The 15,231-nt window shown below is 58.9% G+C and carries 12 protein-coding genes and 1 pseudogene; 7 read left to right on the forward strand and 6 right to left on the reverse strand.

Features of this window, described 5'->3' with window-relative positions:
- The first annotated feature begins 264 nt into the window (after nucleotides 1–264).
- Together CA51_RS02155 and corA are read left to right on the forward strand one after the other, a co-directional pair.
- Nucleotides 265–3,762: a mechanosensitive ion channel domain-containing protein gene (locus tag CA51_RS02155; protein WP_197451520.1), complete on the forward strand. Its 3,498-nt coding sequence runs from the start codon at nucleotides 265–267 to the stop codon at nucleotides 3,760–3,762.
- Nucleotides 3,763–4,012: 250 nt separating this feature from the next.
- The gene (corA, locus tag CA51_RS02160) at nucleotides 4,013–5,206 is read left to right on the forward strand and encodes a magnesium/cobalt transporter CorA (protein WP_231745947.1); all 1,194 of its coding nucleotides are present in this window, start codon (nucleotides 4,013–4,015) and stop codon (nucleotides 5,204–5,206) included.
- Nucleotides 5,207–5,311: 105 nt separating this feature from the next.
- Here the strand turns inward: corA and dtd are convergent, their stop codons facing one another.
- The gene (gene dtd, locus CA51_RS02165; protein ID WP_145117488.1) at nucleotides 5,312–5,761 is read right to left on the reverse strand and encodes a D-aminoacyl-tRNA deacylase; all 450 of its coding nucleotides are present in this window, start codon (nucleotides 5,759–5,761) and stop codon (nucleotides 5,312–5,314) included.
- Nucleotides 5,762–5,910: 149 nt separating this feature from the next.
- Here dtd and CA51_RS02170 point away from each other — a divergent pair, with 149 nt between their 5' ends.
- Complete coding sequence (locus CA51_RS02170; protein WP_197451521.1) at nucleotides 5,911–6,843, forward strand: DUF1559 family PulG-like putative transporter; 933 nt, start codon at nucleotides 5,911–5,913, stop codon at nucleotides 6,841–6,843.
- A 65-nt stretch (nucleotides 6,844–6,908) separates the two neighbouring features.
- Here CA51_RS02170 and CA51_RS02175 read toward each other — a convergent pair whose 3' ends face one another.
- Nucleotides 6,909–8,171, reverse strand: a complete 1,263-nt coding sequence (locus CA51_RS02175; RefSeq protein ID WP_145117489.1) for a S1C family serine protease — start codon at nucleotides 8,169–8,171, stop codon at nucleotides 6,909–6,911.
- 211 nt (nucleotides 8,172–8,382) lie between these two features.
- Between CA51_RS02175 and aat the strand changes: the two genes are divergently transcribed.
- From aat to truD, 4 genes and pseudogenes are all read left to right on the forward strand, one after another.
- Nucleotides 8,383–9,006: a leucyl/phenylalanyl-tRNA--protein transferase gene (gene aat, locus CA51_RS02180; protein WP_231745948.1), complete on the forward strand. Its 624-nt coding sequence runs from the start codon at nucleotides 8,383–8,385 to the stop codon at nucleotides 9,004–9,006.
- 74 nt (nucleotides 9,007–9,080) lie between these two features.
- Nucleotides 9,081–10,370 (forward strand): annotated as a pseudogene (locus CA51_RS02185) (glucuronate isomerase); the annotation flags it as partial.
- 293 nt (nucleotides 10,371–10,663) lie between these two features.
- On the forward strand, nucleotides 10,664–11,092 hold the full coding sequence (locus CA51_RS02190; protein WP_145089795.1) for a hypothetical protein: 429 nt from the start codon (nucleotides 10,664–10,666) through the stop codon (nucleotides 11,090–11,092).
- A 19-nt stretch (nucleotides 11,093–11,111) separates the two neighbouring features.
- Entirely contained in the window at nucleotides 11,112–12,134 is a 1,023-nt protein-coding gene (gene truD / locus CA51_RS02195; protein ID WP_197451523.1) for a tRNA pseudouridine(13) synthase TruD, read from the forward strand.
- Between the two features lie 238 nt (nucleotides 12,135–12,372).
- Here the strand turns inward: truD and CA51_RS02200 are convergent, their stop codons facing one another.
- From CA51_RS02200 to CA51_RS02215, 4 genes are all read right to left on the reverse strand, one after another.
- A complete protein-coding gene (locus tag CA51_RS02200; RefSeq protein ID WP_145117493.1) occupies nucleotides 12,373–12,921 on the reverse strand; it encodes an AlkZ-related protein in 549 nt (182 codons plus the stop codon).
- Nucleotides 12,922–13,076: 155 nt separating this feature from the next.
- Complete coding sequence (locus CA51_RS02205; protein ID WP_145117494.1) at nucleotides 13,077–13,514, reverse strand: DUF202 domain-containing protein; 438 nt, start codon at nucleotides 13,512–13,514, stop codon at nucleotides 13,077–13,079.
- On the reverse strand, nucleotides 13,501–13,752 hold the full coding sequence (locus CA51_RS02210) for a hypothetical protein (protein ID WP_145117495.1): 252 nt from the start codon (nucleotides 13,750–13,752) through the stop codon (nucleotides 13,501–13,503). The genes CA51_RS02205 and CA51_RS02210 overlap by 14 nt, the downstream gene beginning before the upstream one ends.
- The gene (locus tag CA51_RS02215; protein ID WP_231745949.1) at nucleotides 13,749–15,200 is read right to left on the reverse strand and encodes a YeiH family protein; all 1,452 of its coding nucleotides are present in this window, start codon (nucleotides 15,198–15,200) and stop codon (nucleotides 13,749–13,751) included. Before CA51_RS02215 ends, CA51_RS02210 begins: the two co-directional genes overlap by 4 nt.
- Between the last annotated feature and the right edge of the window lie 31 nt (nucleotides 15,201–15,231).

The raw sequence follows: 15,231 nt of genomic DNA on the forward strand, positions 1-15,231 counted from the left end.
CGCATGGCAACGACTCAATATAGCAAGTCGAAGCCTGGGCGCGTGATACGTCTTTGGCGGGGCCGAGTTGGGCGACTCGAATTCGACTTTCCTCGCCTCTCCAGGGTTGATAGTGTGCGCCTGAGCAGAGGTCTCTCATCTCTTCCCACACTTCTCCCGCTATCAAAGTCAATGCGTTTCAATACTCCGCTTCGATTTGTTTGCTGCTGTCTATTAGGTCCACTTGGACTGGCCGTAGCGCAGCCTGCTGAGAACGGTTGGCGGATGCCGCCCGTTGCAAGCAATCCCGTTGCCGTACCCGCAGCGATGCCGGTGCCACCAGCGGGCGCGATGCCTGTCGTGGCCCCGAACGCTGTAACTGCCGCGGCACCGGTGGAGCCGCAGCGCGTGGTGCCAGCAAGCTTTAATGAGTCGCCGTCGCTTGAGACGGCGGTGGTGACGCGCGAGTTGCTGGCGTCGGAGTTAGCGGCGATCGAAGCGACGACCGATCTGGCGGAGGAGATTCGTAAAGCTTGCACCGAGCGAATAAACAAAGCGAAGGAATGGATCGACAGCGAGGAGGCGTCGCGGAAGCGTCAGCAGGAGATCGAGGCCTATCTGCCGACGATCGGCGATCTTGTCGCGGAGACCAAAGCGGCGCTCGAGAAGCCTGCCGATGCCGAGTTTGGGGCGAACCCAAGCGGCAATACGATCGCAGAACTGGAGAGCCAGTTGGCGGCGTTGCGCCAGCAGGTGGAAGCGGATGAAGCGCAGTTTGCAGCCAAAGGGAAAGAGCTTGAAGGGCGGACCGCGAGACTGGCGGATCTGGCAAAAGAAGTTGTCGAACTGGAACAGAAGATCGCAGAAAACGCCAAGCAGGCTGCGGCAGCAACTGGTACCGATTTAAACGCTCACGTGCAAGCCTTGGAACTGAGGGCCAAATCGCAGTGTCGGCAACAGCAGTTGGTGACGACCAAGTTGGAGCGGCGGCGGTTGGACGAGACGGGGACGCTGTTGCCGTTGGAACACGACTTGGCGCAGCGCAACCTCAATGGTCGCAAGCGGATGTTGGCGCGTTGGCAGACGGCGATCGACCAGTGGCGGAAAGAGGAGTCGCTGCGTCAAGCGACCGAAGCGCGGCGGATCGCTGAGACATCGCATCCGGCTTTGAAGTCGTTGGCTGAACAGAATGCGGAGATCGCAGAGCGCCGGATCGCCACGGCCGCCGGGATCGAACGCGTCACGAAAACGATCAAAGAACTGAAGGAGAAGATCCAGCAGTACGAGGCGGATTTCGAGACGCTGCGCGACAAGGTCGAGCACGCGGGAACGACATCGACGACGGGGTTGTTGTTGCGCAAGCAACGCAGCGAATTGCCGCGGATGTCGGAATTCGAGGAGCGAACGAAATACATTCAAGCGGAGATGCCGGCGGCGCATCTGCAGTTGACCGAATGGAAACAGATGCGGCGCGCCGTCGCCGATCCTGAGGAAGCGGCGGCGGAGATGTTCGATTCGCTCGACGCGTCGTTGGGAGATTACGATCGTCAGCAAGTCATCGACGTCCTGGTACGCGTGCTCCGCGACCGCCGCGATCTGCTGGCCAAAGCGATTCCCGATCAGGATACGCTGCTGCAGGATTTGAACGAACTGGAACTTGTCGATCACCGATTGGAAGCATTGGTTGAGGAGTTTCGCGAGTTTCTGAACCAACGTGTGTTGTGGATTCGCAGCAGCGATGCGATCGAATTAGACGATGTGCGGGCCGGAATTCAAGGGCTCGGCACGTTGGTCAATCCCGTTCGCTGGGGACAGGTGTTGCGTGTTGCGGGAGTCGATCTGTTGCGACGTCCCGCGGCCGCTCTTTCGCTGTTGGCGTTTGTGATTCTGTTGATCATCTTCCGCGCTCGCTTGCGTCAGACGCAAAGCAATCTTTCCGATCCGCCAGCTGCCGGTCAGGAAGCGAAGTTCTCGCGCTATGCGGCTGCGTTTATGATCGCTGTGGTCTTGTCGGCTCGCTGGCCTGCCCTGCTGTTGGTCGTCGGATATCGCTTGCGGACCGCGGCGGCGTCGACCGAATGGACGCAAGCGGTCGGCGACGCTTGTCTGACGATGATCCTGTTTCTGTTGGGCTGCGAGTTGTTGCGCGAACTGTGTCGCAGCGAGGGTGTCGGCGAGAAGGTGTTTGGTTGGCCCGAGCGGGCGACCGCGTCGGTTCGCAATACGTTGGAGATCACGGCGCTGGTCGGAACACCGATCTTTGGGTTCTTGCTGCTGTCGCAGTTCGGCGAATTGGCGGATCAGCAAAGCTCGCAGCGGTTGCTGTTCATCTCGATTCTGGCTTTGTTTGTTTTACAGATCGGTTGGTTGGTGCGACCTCGCGGGCCGTTGATGAAATGTCTGTCGGCGGATTCGCCGCAATCGCTTGTGGTGCGATTCAAGAAGCCGATCTGGTGCGCCGTCGCTGGCGCACCGCTGGCGTTTGCGATCCTGTCGCTGGTCGGATATCACTTCTCTGCCTATCAGTTGTCGGGCCGTTTGGCCGAAACGGGAGCTGCGGTGGTGGCGGCGATCGTCCTCTATTCGCTCGCTCTACGATGGTTGGAAGTGATTGGATACAACCGCGCACTGCGAGATGCCCCGGCGGCGGTACGGCACGACGAGGAGCGGTTGGTGATCGATTCGAGCCTGTCGGAGGAGAGCGTGGTTGTTGAGCCCGAACCGGTCGCGACGGTTTCGATGCACGCATCGGCCGACAGCGAATTCCGCGACTTGTTGCGGTACGCCGGGATCATGCTGTTGGTCTGCGCCGGATGGTTTATTTGGTCGGAAGTCTTTCCGGCCCTGCGAGTGTTGGACCGCGTGGTGCTGTGGCAGAACATCGAATCGGTCGCCGAAACGGTTGTCGATTCGGGGGGCGGCGAGTCGATTAAGCTGAGCGACCGGACGGTTCCGACGACACTGACCGATGTCTTGATGGCTGTGTTGGTCGTCGTTGCCACGATGATGGTCGGTCGGCGTTTGCCGGGCGTCGTTGAGTTTGTGGTGTTGGAGCGGTTGCCGATGGAACAAGGAGGCCGCCAGGCAGTGGCGATCTTGGTTCGCTACGCGGCGACGCTTGTCGGGCTGTTGTTCGCTTGTCACATCATCCGACTCTCCTGGGGCAGCGTTCAGTGGCTAGCCGCTGCGATGACCGTGGGGCTTGGTTTTGGGTTGCAGGAGATCTTTGCAAACCTCGTGAGTGGATTGATCATCCTGTTCGAACGTCCGATCCGATTGACCGATCTGGTGACCGTCGGCGATGTGACGGGGAACGTCACGCGGATGCAGATGCGGGCGACGACGATCACTGATTTCGATCGCCGCGAGTTGATCGTGCCCAACAAAAAGTTCATCACCGACAACGTCATCAACTGGACGCTCACCGATCCGGTCAGCCGCGTCGTGTTGCCGGTCGGAGTCGCCTATGGCACCGACGTCAAAAAGGCACAGGGGATTCTGTTGCGGTTGGCGAAAGAGTGTCCGTATGTGATGCGTGAACCGGCCCCGTCGACGCTGTTCAAATCGTTTGGCGATAGTACGCTCAACTTGGAGCTGCGAGTCTTCATCGCCAAGCGGGATGTCTACTTGGATGTCGTCAACGAATTGAATCTGGCGATCACGCGTGAATTCCAGAAAGCGAATATCGAGATCGCTTTCCCACAACGCGATCTCCACATCAAATCGGTCGAAACGCTCCAGGCGATCCTGCCCGATGTCCAGCAGCAGCGGAGCGCCGCCTGATTCGGCGGGGGAGGAATTTATATCGTCCCCCCCCTGCCCTGCCCCGCAGTGAGAATCACGGTTTCAATTTGAGGTATCAGCCGCCACGCGTTAGCGTCCGGTTGTCCAAGGGAGCCGGACGCTAACGCGTGGCGGCTAATCTGGCTAAGCTCAACCAGTTAACGGCCCTGCCCTGCCCCGAGATGGAAATTGTGTTTCGCAATTCGGTCGCCTAGATTAGGGTTTACATTGCCCATTCTAGGATCCGATTGTGTCACTGCAGGCCGCGCGAAACATCATGCTCGAATCGATCGACAAGCTATCGAAGCGGATGTCGCGTCCGCGGGTTGTCGTCGGAGGTATTCCGGGAGCGCTGGAATCGCATCCGGGGAGCGTCAAAGGGCAGATTCGTCTGATCCAGTACAACGAACATTCGTCGACCGACAAGGTTGTCGAATCGGTGGCTGAGTTGGTCGATTGGGTGTCGCATCGCAAGCCGCCCGAATCGTACGCTGGGTTGGCGCCGACGGTTCCTGGCAATGGTGCCACGCCAGCACACGCTCGCCGCACGACCTGGATCGACATCGATGGTGTCGGCGATGTCGCGATGCTGGAAGAGCTTGGTAAGCTGTTCGATATCCATCCGTTGGCGATGGAAGATGTTGTGAATGTTCATCAGCATGCCAAGTTTGAATACTACGGCGACACGATGTTTTTTGTCGCTCGGATGCCGATCGACGGAGGCGGATTTAATACCGAACAGGTAGGTATCTTTCTGATCGGTGATGTCGTGATCACGATTCAAGAGCGACCTGGGGATTGCTTGGAACCGGTTCGCCATCGAATCGCCAACGCGGCGGGGCGGATTCGCGAGCGGCATTCCGACTACTTGGCCTATTCGATTATCGACGCCGTTATCGATGGCTACTTTCCGTTGTTGGACCGGTATGCCGAAGTGTTGGATGACGCCGCCGAGGTGTTGCAGCAGGGAGGCGACCGATCGTTGCCGCTGCAGTTGCATGCGATCCGCGCCGATCTGTTGTTGATTCGCAAAGTCGTCAACCAGCATCGCTCGGCGATCAATGTTGTGCTGCGCGATGTGGGCTATCGGATGGAGGAGGATACCGCGTTGTACTTCCGCGATTGCCAAGATCATCTGCAGCATTTGATCGAAGCGGCCGACACCGATCGCGAAACCTGTGCCGAGCTCCGAGAGCTCTACTTCGCCATGCTCAGCGAACGGAACAACGATGTGATGAAAGTGCTAACGATCATCGCGACGATCTTTATTCCGATGAGCTTTGTCGCCGGGATCTATGGGATGAACTTCGATAGCAACGTATCGGAATGGAATATGCCCGAACTGCAATGGACCTATGGGTATCCGTTTGCGTTGGGGCTGATGACGTTGATGGCGGGCGGCCTGCTGGCCTATCTGTACCGCAAGGGTTGGCTGACGAAGTAGTCGGTCTTCCCGTCGTTTCGCGTGCCCCCCCCTGCCCTGCCCCGCGTTTTGTGAGGCCGGGCGTCTGCCGAACTTAACGCGGTGGTGTTGCGGATTGCTTCCCGTCTACCAACGCTTGCGGCTGTCCAACAGCAGCGTCACGGGACCTTGGTTCACCAAATGGACCTGCATGTCGGCGGCGAAGATGCCTGTCTGGACTTCGATTCCCGCGGTGCGGATGCGTTGGCAGTAGTGTTCGTACAGTTGCCGAGCGATCTCGGGATCGGCGGCGTCGGTGAACGCTGGGCGGCGACCTTTACGACAGTCGCCTAACAACGTGAACTGGCTGACTGCCAGCAGCTTGCCGCCGACCTGCGCGATGTCCAGATTCATCTTGTCGTCGGGGTCGGCGAACACTCGCAGCCCAATCGTCTTATCGGCCAGATAGTTCGCGTCGGTCTCGGTGTCTCCATTTTCGACTCCCAGCAAGACCAGGAACCCAAGCTCGATCGCTCCGACCACTTGGTCGTCGACAGTAACCGATGCTTCCGAAACTCTTTGGATGACAGCTCGCACGATGTCTCTTTCCTTTTCTTCACGATTGCGGTGGCGATGAACCGATCGGCCTCAGTCGATACAATAACGGGGGCTGATTGTAGGGCAAAACGCGACATCCGCCCTGCCCTGCTCCGTTGTCGCTTCATCCTTTTTGTGTTGCCGTTCCCATGCCGCTGCTCTTTACCTGTCCCCATTGCCAAACGCAAACGCTGGTGGAAACGCAGTACGCCGGTCAAGCGGGAGCTTGCGCGGCGTGCGGTCAACCGATCACGGTTCCCGATTTTCAGGAGGAGACCGGCAGCATCGCCATGGAACCGCGGAAATCGATCGGCCGGCCGATTCGGTTGATCGCCACGATCTGTGTCGCGGCGGTCGTTGTGTTGGCGGGCGGGATGTTGATGTTTCGTTACGGCGTTTCCGGGATCGCTCAGATTCGTGCGAATTCGCTGCGCGGGGCCTGCCGCAACAACGTTCGTTTGATCGCGGCGGCGCTGAACGCGTACGCCGATGATTATGGAACCTATCCGACTCCGATGGTGACCGATGCGGCGGGGAAGCCGATGTACAGTTGGCGAGTTTTGATCCTTCCCTATCTTGGCCACCAGTCGCTGTACGATCAGTTCAATCTGGCGGAGCCGTGGAGTTCCGAGACAAACATGGCGCTCGCTTACAGTCGGCCGGCGGAGTATGGATCTCCCGCGGTGGGAAGCAATGTCTGGAGCGAGCCCAATTACATGTTGATCACCGGCCCAGGGACGCTCTTCCCCGCGTCGGGACCGCTGAGCCCACGCGATGTGATCGACCGACCCGATCAGACGTTGTTGGTCGTCGAGGTCGCGCGGCCCGCGAACCCGATGGCGGGCAACGAACTGCTGTGGACTCAGCCAGCCGATCTGGACGTCGCTAAGATGGTTCCCGCGATCAACGGGAAGGATGGCGTGGAGATCGGTGGCAATCACGAAGGAGGCGCGACGGCGGCGACTAGCGACGGACGGGATCACTTCTTGAGCGAGTCGCTGTCGGCGGGTGAGATTCGCGGCTTGATCACACCTCGCGGCGGCGAACCGCTGCCCGATGATCTTCTCGACGACTGGGAATGATCGGCGGTGTGCGGCCGCAAGAAAGCGATCGCATCGAGCTGCGGATCGCTTGAGAATCGATTTGGTTATCGCTTCAGATCGTCCGGACGCATTCCGATCTCGACATCGACCAGCCGCGTGCTGTCGCCGCGATAGATTTCCATCGAGACGGTGGAACCACCGGTTGTGTCGCCAACCATCCGCATCAATGCGCCCATGTCGCGGACGGGTTGGCTGTTGAAGGCGATGATGATGTCGTCGGGCAGGATGCCGGCGTTGCGAGCGGGCGAGCTGCCGTTAGCCAGCCCTCGCACCAGTGCGCCTCGGATCAATGGATCGTCGCCGTGGCGTCGCGATTCGGGAACTTCGTCCAATGCCACGCCCAGCCAGCCGCGGTTGACGTAGCCCGAACTTCTCAGCCGCTCATAGACCTGTTTGGCGACGTTGCTGGGAATCGAGAAACTAACTCCGCGATAGGTCTCTCCGACGATGGCTGTGTTGATACCGATCAACTCGCCAGCGGAGTTGATCAACGGGCCGCCGCTGTTGCCGGGATTGACCGCAACGTCGCTCTGCATGAAATCTTGGTACCGCGTTCCCGCTTTGGTCGCTCGATGCTTGCCGCTCAAGATGCCAAAGGTGACGGTGCGGTCGAGTCCAAAGGGGCTGCCGACGGCCCAGACCGGCGTGCCGACTTCCGATTTATCGCTATCGCCCCAGCGAACGGGCAGTAGGCCATTGGCTTCGATTTTTAAGATCGCGATGTCGGTCAACGCGTCCATCCCCACAACCTCTGCCGAAACGCGGCGTCCGTCGCTGAGGCCGACATGGATATCCGAACCCCCTTCGATCACGTGATAGTTGGTCAGGACAAAGCCTTGGTCGTCGACGATCACGCCGCTCCCTTGATCGCCTGGCAATTCCATCCCCGAACCACGGCGGATGGCGACGGCAAGTTCGCGTTCCTGTTCGGTCAGGTCGCGTTCGACATCGATGTGGACGACGCTAGGGCCAACGCGTTGGGTGACCATTTGGTAGGCTTGGGCCAGCGAATTCATCGAGACGTTTCGCAGCCCCTCGCCGCTCGATTCATATTCGGCTCGCAATTCCCCTCGATGCCATGCGTAACGGATCTCTTCGACCAGCGTCGGGACGAGGAAACGAGTGGCCAGCAGCAGAACGCCCAGCATCACCAGGCTGACCAATGCTTGGGCCGCACCGGGGCTGGAGGATTGGTTCCGCAGTGGAGGGATTTCTTTCGGTGGTTTCGGCGAAGGTGTAGACTGGGGCCAGGCGTCCGCGGGACGCGAATATTCGGCCGGTTCGACGTCGAAATCCAGGTGATTCATCGCTTCACACCTCAACCAAACGGTTTGGGGCTGCTGAATAGGAGAAGATTGCCGATCCGCGAGCGAATCGCCTTGCGTCTCATTGTAACGAAATCTTTAGCCCGCGACATAAAAAGTGGCCAATCCGCCGAAGCCTCACTTTTTCCCTCCCCCCTCCAGCGCCGATCGTAACGGTTTGGTTGCCATTGACCCCCGGTTCGATCGACCGCGGATGTTGGACGCCTATCGGCACGGAATTTTCCCCTGGCCGTGCCGTTGGGCCGACCAGTGGTTTGTCGGTTGGCACAGCCCCGATCCGCGAGCGATCCTGCCGCTGGATAACGTGCGGATTCCCAAGCGATTGCAACGAAAATTGCGAGCTGGACACTTCCGTTTCCGTTGGAACAGCTGCTTCGACAGCGTGTTGGAACATTGTGCCAGCGTGGGGGATCGCAAGGAAAATGCTTGGCTGTGCCCCGATTTGCTCGACGCGATCTCGTCGCTGCATCGATCTGGCGATGCCCACTGCATCGAGGTCTACGACCGCGACGGAACCCTCTGCGGGGGACTGTATGGGATCGCCGTTGGAGCTGCGTTTTCGGCCGAATCGATGTTCCATCTGCAGAGTGATGCGTCGAAGGCGGCGGTCTGTGGACTGGTCGCGGTCTTGCGCCACGCCGGCTTTGAATTGATGGACATTCAGCAAACCTCGCCTCATTTGCTCGCCTTTGGCGCTGTCGAAATCGATCGCTGCGATTATCTTGTAGCTCTCCAGCGGGCGCTGGGCAAACAGCCGTCGTGGCCCGCGACGACCGAACATCCGATCCCCATCGACCGGATTGGCGCGGAGGATTGAGCGGCGGTGAAATCCGATCGCCCCCCTGCCCTGCCCCGTTTTGTATTTGAACCCAACTTGCGAGCCGAACAAGACTTATGACCAGCGAACTACGACAGCGAATCTATCAACAACTTGCCAGCGTCGAACTGATCGACCCGCATACCCACATCAACCCATTGGATGCCGGTTCGCATACGCTGGTCGATATCTTGGGCTACCACTATTACACCGAACTGGCCCACTCGGCCGGCATGCCACGCGAGCAGATCGAAGATCCCGCAATTTCGGCGAAGGAGAAAGTGGGCCGGCTGATCGAAGGCATTGGCCCGATCGATAACACGATCCAATACAGTTGGTTGATCGATATCTGCCAGCGGTTCTTCGGTTTCGAAGGCGACCGTTTGGACGCGTCGAACTGGGAAGCGTTGTTTGATTCGTCGGAGGCGCAGATGGCCGACGCGGGATGGAGCGACGAGGTGCTGCGACGTAGCAACGTCAAGTCGGTCTTTTTGACCAACGATTTCGACGACCCCTTGGCCGGCTTCGACACCGCCAAATATGTTCCTTGCCTGCGGACCGACGATCTGGTTTTCCATCTTGGCAAACCCGAGGTGCGGCAGCGATTGGAAGCCGCGACAAAAGTTTCGGTTGGCAGTTGGACCGAATTGCGGGAAGCGATCGGCGTGCTGTTCGAACACTTTACGACGAACAACGCCCGCGCGTGTGCGATCTCGATTCCGCCATCGTTTGCTCCCGAACCGGTCTCCGACGGCCGCGTTGAGACGGCGTTGGATGCTGTGCTAAAGGATGGCGTCAATGCTGACGAAAGTCATCTGCGGGCGCTCAGCCACCGCATCTTCTGGACCTTGGCCGAGATGTGTGACCAATACGAATTGCCTTTCGATCTGATGATCGGCGTCAATCGTGGCGTCTACCCGACGGGCGTCTTCCAAGGGCAAGACCTCTACGACAGCCGCGTCTCGTTGATTCAGTATCAACAACTGTTGAACGCCTTCCCGCGGGTCACTTTCCCGATCAGCGTTCTGGCGAGCGTCACCAATCAGGAACTAGCCAGCTACGCTTGGATCTTCCCTAACGTTGTCACCAATGGACACTGGTGGTACAGCAACACGCCAAGCATCATCGAACGCGACGCAGCGCATCGCTTGGAAGCGGTTCCGCGAACCAAGCAGATCGGATATTACAGCGACGCGTACAAGCTGGAGTTTGTCGCACCGAAGTTCGACATGTATCGCAAGATCTTGGCCAAGGTGTTGGAAGAATATTACGTGATCGATCGATCGTGGAGCGAAGAGCGAGCTGTCGAGTTCGGCACGCAAGTTCTACGCGGCAACGTCGAAACGACGTTCAAGATCTCGTAGACAGCAGCTTTTTCACCCTCCCCCAAACGCAGTTTGTAGGGGAGGGTCGAACGAGCGTAGCAAAGTTCGGGGAGGGGAGTTCTCGATTCAAATCTGGGCCGGTTAATGGTTGCTGGTATGCCCTCCCCGGAAAACTTGCTAAACGCTTGTTTTTCGACCCTCCCAGCTTCGCCGGGCGGGTGAAGTTATGGAGTGGCGATGTATCTCAATCGTGAGTTTTCACTATAATCTCATGTTCGTGGGCTCACTCCCCTGCCCTGCTCCGATCGCTTGTTGTGGAAGAGTCTATTTCTATGCCCGAGCCTGCTGACGACTCTGCCAACTCGCCGCTGTCGCATCTCTACGAACTGGGGAAGGTGACCGTCTTTTATCTTCCGTCGCACAAGTTGGACGATCCGCGGTATTACCAGGGAACGCAGACCGCGCGGACGGCGACTCACGATTTCATGATGGATCGCTACCGGGCGTACACGCATTCTCCCACGCCAGTCAAAGGCTATTGGGTCGATTTCAATGGCCAGTTGGTGCACGACGTGATGGAGCGGTTCGAGGTCTCGTTTGGCAGTGAAGCGGAGTTCGAGCGGTTGATCATTTTTTTGATCGAACTGTGTGGGCGGTTGAGCGAAGACGCGGTCTACGTGACACGAGGCGAGCGGAGTTTTCTGGTCCACGGCCAGCCGCGGCAAGAGATCGCAAGCGACAGCGGGCATGACAACCGATAGTGTTTTGAGATGGACCGCCATGAATCCGATCGATCCTCCCCGTCTGCTGGGTCCCTCGTTGGGATCGGTGATCTTCAAGTCGCAGCCGGAGGACTTTGAGGTCGAAGAACTGCTTCGCTTCGAACCATCGGGCGAAGGGGAACATTGTCTGGTTTGGTTGGAGAAGCGGCATCGCAATACCAACGATGTCGCGTCAGAACTGGCGACCAAGCTGGGGCTGCGAAAGCGGTTGATCAGCCACTGCGGCTTGAAGGACAAAGAGGCGGTGACGCGGCAGTGGTTTAGTCTGCATCTACCCGGAAAGCCGTCGCCGTCGGCCGAGGATTTGACGGTCGAAGGGGTTCGCGTGTTGCGGATCGTGCGCCACTTGCGCAAGCTGCACCGCGGCGCGCACGATGGCAATCGCTTTTGGATCCGATTGCGAGGCTGTGAGTTCTCCAAGGAAGCCGCCGCCGCGCGATGGCAGCAGATGATCGACCGTGGCGTTCCGAACTACTTTGGCACCCAGCGGTTTGGCCGCGACGGTGGGAACGTGCCACAGGCGCTGCGATGGTTCAAGGACGAGATCCAAGTCCGCGATCGGATGCTGCGTGGGATCCTGTTGTCCGCCGCCCGCAGCTATCTGTTCAACGCCTGCGTCGGTCACCGCGTGCTCGACGGGACATGGGATACGCCGCTGTCGGGCGACGTGTTTGGGTTCGCCGACAATCGCAGCCTCGTCCTGCCGCACAATCTGCATGGCGATGAAGCCGATCGAGTACGGCAGGGAGCTCTGGAGTTAACCGCTCCGCTATGGGGCGAAGGGGAGCTGCAGAGCCAAGCCGCAGTCAAAGCGATGGAAGAGCAAGTCGTCGCTGCCTATCCCGAGCTGTTGGCCGGTTTGGCTCAGTTCAATCTGCGGCAAGAGCGGCGTGTGATGCGGCTGCGCCCACTGTCGGCGGAACTGACCTGGGAGTCCGATTCGACACTCGTGCTGCGGTTCGATCTTCCCAAAGGAACCTACGCCACGACGCTGCTGCGCGAGTTGGTCGATATTGGTTAACGCCGATGAAGTGTTGTATCCCTTCACCCGCCCGAGCGGAGCTGGGAGGGTCGGGAAACGAGCGTTTAGCAAGTTTTCCGGGGAGGGTTTGACCGCTGGTTCGATCGCTGGCGATTTACCTTGTGACTCGCCTCCCCGAACTTTGCTTCGCTCGTTCGACCCTCCCCTTCAAGCTGCGCTTGGGGAGGGTGAATTTTTGCAAGCCGACGGCTTCAACACGGTTGCCCGTTCATAAGGTTTAGCTTGGCGGTTGGTGCTGTTGGACGATGTCCAGGTGGACTTCGTGCATCGGCAACCAGAAGTCGTTTTTGAGTTTGGGATCGTTGGAGCGGACGATGTTCAGGCTGACTTGCAGCTTCTTCAGCGCCGTGTCGAATTGGCTCTTCGTGCACGCGAGCCTTTCGATCGCTCGCTTTCGCAGCGGACCGGTGTAGTCGGGTTCGAGGCGGATGAATTGGTAGATCTCTTGTGCCAGCGAATCCAATTCGCAGGCCGGTTGGAACGCTGCGGGATAATGGACCTCGCGGAAGTACTGCATCTCGATCAACGCGGCATCGCCACCGGGCACTTTTCCGTAGAAGACCGATTCGGGATAGGTCTGCGGAATCCGAGTCTTCCAGTCCCAAACCGCTTTGACCTTAGGGCTCCATCCGCCTTCCTTGGGCTTCGCCTCCGGTAGATCGGTGTTGTCCCACAGCGACGGGTAATTCGAACATTGGCTGCCAAAGACCGTGCAGACTTTGTGAGTTAGCACAAATTGGTAGGCTTGATCAAATGTCTTTAGCATTGGAGCGAGACCCGGCAGGACTGGTAGTGTTTCAAATTGAGGTATCAGCCGCCACGCGTTAGCGTCCGGTTCCCTCCCCCCCCTGGCAACCGGACGCTAACGCGTGGCGGCTGAGTTGCGCAGGTGCAACGGAATGGTGTGGCTGAGGGCCGCCGTTACAACGGTGTCGATGGTTGTTGCAGGTGAATGTTTCCAGGTGTGGAGCCCGATGTCGGTTCGTCTTGCAGGATGAAGCTGGCGGTCAGGATCGCGGCGGCTGCCAACAGGTTGCAGAAGACGGCCAGCACCCAGAACGGCATCGCGTTGCGGGCCGCTGGTTGGCAATATTTGATGCCGCGAGCGTATCCGACAAATCCGATCGCAAACGAGAGGACGGCGACAAAGACCAGGATCATTCCCAGGGTGGTAACGGCCCACCGCGGTTCGGCGTTGGGCATCACCTTGGCAATCGCCAGCCCCGTCGCCATCGATGCCAGCCCGGTCCGGACCCATGCCGAACAGGTTCGCTCTTCGGCCATCAGCGTTCGATCCAAACCGGTGTCGGGCTGGGCGTTGGCGTTCTGGCTCTCTGGATTCACGCTATCGTTGCTCATCGGACGCCTTGTCGAGAAGTTGTTCGGCTCGCTGCCGTTGTAAAATCTGTTCCATGACTTCCAGTTCGGTGTAATACATCGCACTGGGGTCGATTCCTTGATGGTCGAGCCACTGCAGGTGCTTCGTCATCGCCGGTTGGCGGGCGTAGGCTGGCAGGATCACCAGCCAAACGACCGCGACGCCAGCGATGGCAAGCACCAATGAGAGCAGCTTTTTGGTGTCGGTTAGACCGATCATTGTTCAACCACAGGGGCAAAGACGACTTCGAACATCAGGTAGGCCATCAGCAGGGTCAGGCACAGGTTCAGTGTCTGGCCGCAGACGTAAAGGATCAACGGCTTGCCACCCTTGAGTTGCGGAAGGAGTTGCTTGAAGTTGGTCTCCAGCCCGATGCTGACAAAAGCGAGGCAGAAGAGCCAGCCACGCAGCGTTTTGGTCGAGCCTTTGATCATCGCGTTGATCAATTCGGGGCCGGCGGTCATCGTCGAATAGAGTACCGAAAAGAGGATCGACATCGCCACGAAACCGAGGACAAATTTGGGGAAGCGGTACCAGATCTCCGAGGCTCCCACGCGGGGCGCCGACGGGTCGCGTTCGACATACGTCACCCAATAGATCGCGACACAAAAGGCTGTCACGCCGATCAGGATGTTCTGGATCATCTTCACCGTCGCGGCAACTTCTAACGCTTCGTCGCCCAACACCGCACCGGCGGCGGCGACCGCGCCTGTCGAATCGATCGTACCGCCCAGCCAGGCACCGCCCAGAGTCGGGCTCATTCCCGTCGCTTTGATGATCGCGGGCAGCACGACCATCATGATAACGGTGAAGCTGAGCGACATGCCGATAGCAAGCGATAGCTCTTCCTTTTTGGCTTTGCACGAGGCCGCGGTCGCGATCGCCGCGGAGACGCCGCAGACCGACATGTCGGCCGAGATCACCATGTTCAACGATCGCGATGGGATCTTCAAAACCTTCTGGCCGAATATGTAAGTGGATACCAAGACGATTGGCGTTACGACCCAGGCGACAAAGACGCCAGGCAGGCCAAGAGCCAACAAGCGGCTCATCAATACCTCTGCTCCCAGTAGCACCAAACCGGTCTTGATGAAGAACTCCGTCATGATCGCGGGCCGCAAAAATGCCGGAGTGCCGATTGTGTTACTGATGATCAATCCGACCAGCAGTGCCCACAACGCGTATTCCAGGTTGTACGCCTTGAGCACGCTTTGCCCGGCCAGCACGTAGGCCAGCGTGGCGAGCAGGAAGACGATCGGGAACCCTGCCAGAAAGGCGGCTGCCGATTTGCCGCGACACCACATCGCGAAACCGCACAGGACCGCCAGCACGAGGAAGACGCCGCCGATGCCGACCAGTTTGCCATCGAGTGACGCCAGCGGATCCGCTTCCCAGGAGCCCGGCTTGGAGAGGTACGCCTTCAGAGGGCTCACGACTTCCAAAGGTTCTCCCATCCCGATGCTTTCGGCCAGCCCATCGGGCCGCCCCAGCCAGACCGCACCAAATGCAAAGACCAACAAAAGTGCGGCACACCAAATCGCCCACCAGTCTTCGGCGGTCCGCATGTCGGTCCATAAACTGTGGCGCTCCGGAGGCAACGTGACCGTGTCATCACCGTCGGGGGCGGCATCGTTGTCGGATGGTTGAGAACCTGGTTCGTTGCTCATCGTGAATACTTTCGTCGTTGGTGGGAGAATG

Origin of the sequence: Rosistilla oblonga, assembly GCF_007751715.1 — a bacterium.
GTDB lineage: Bacteria > Planctomycetota > Planctomycetia > Pirellulales > Pirellulaceae > Rosistilla > Rosistilla oblonga.

What these genes read in the sequence shown, in the direction of transcription:
- CA51_RS02155 (WP_197451520.1), top strand. Translation starts at nt 265, where the DNA reads ATGCCGCCCGTTGCAAGCAATCCCGTTGCCGTACCCGCAGCGATGCCG.
- CA51_RS02170 (WP_197451521.1), top strand. Translation starts at nt 5,911, where the DNA reads ATGCCGCTGCTCTTTACCTGTCCCCATTGCCAAACGCAAACGCTGGTG.
- CA51_RS02175 (WP_145117489.1), bottom strand. Translation starts at nt 8,171, where the DNA reads ATGAATCACCTGGATTTCGACGTCGAACCGGCCGAATATTCGCGTCCC.
- aat (WP_231745948.1), top strand. Translation starts at nt 8,383, where the DNA reads ATGTTGGACGCCTATCGGCACGGAATTTTCCCCTGGCCGTGCCGTTGG.
- CA51_RS02190 (WP_145089795.1), top strand. Translation starts at nt 10,664, where the DNA reads ATGCCCGAGCCTGCTGACGACTCTGCCAACTCGCCGCTGTCGCATCTC.
- truD (WP_197451523.1), top strand. Translation starts at nt 11,112, where the DNA reads ATGAATCCGATCGATCCTCCCCGTCTGCTGGGTCCCTCGTTGGGATCG.
- CA51_RS02200 (WP_145117493.1), bottom strand. Translation starts at nt 12,921, where the DNA reads ATGCTAAAGACATTTGATCAAGCCTACCAATTTGTGCTAACTCACAAA.
- CA51_RS02205 (WP_145117494.1), bottom strand. Translation starts at nt 13,514, where the DNA reads ATGAGCAACGATAGCGTGAATCCAGAGAGCCAGAACGCCAACGCCCAG.
- CA51_RS02210 (WP_145117495.1), bottom strand. Translation starts at nt 13,752, where the DNA reads ATGATCGGTCTAACCGACACCAAAAAGCTGCTCTCATTGGTGCTTGCC.
- CA51_RS02215 (WP_231745949.1), bottom strand. Translation starts at nt 15,200, where the DNA reads ATGAGCAACGAACCAGGTTCTCAACCATCCGACAACGATGCCGCCCCC.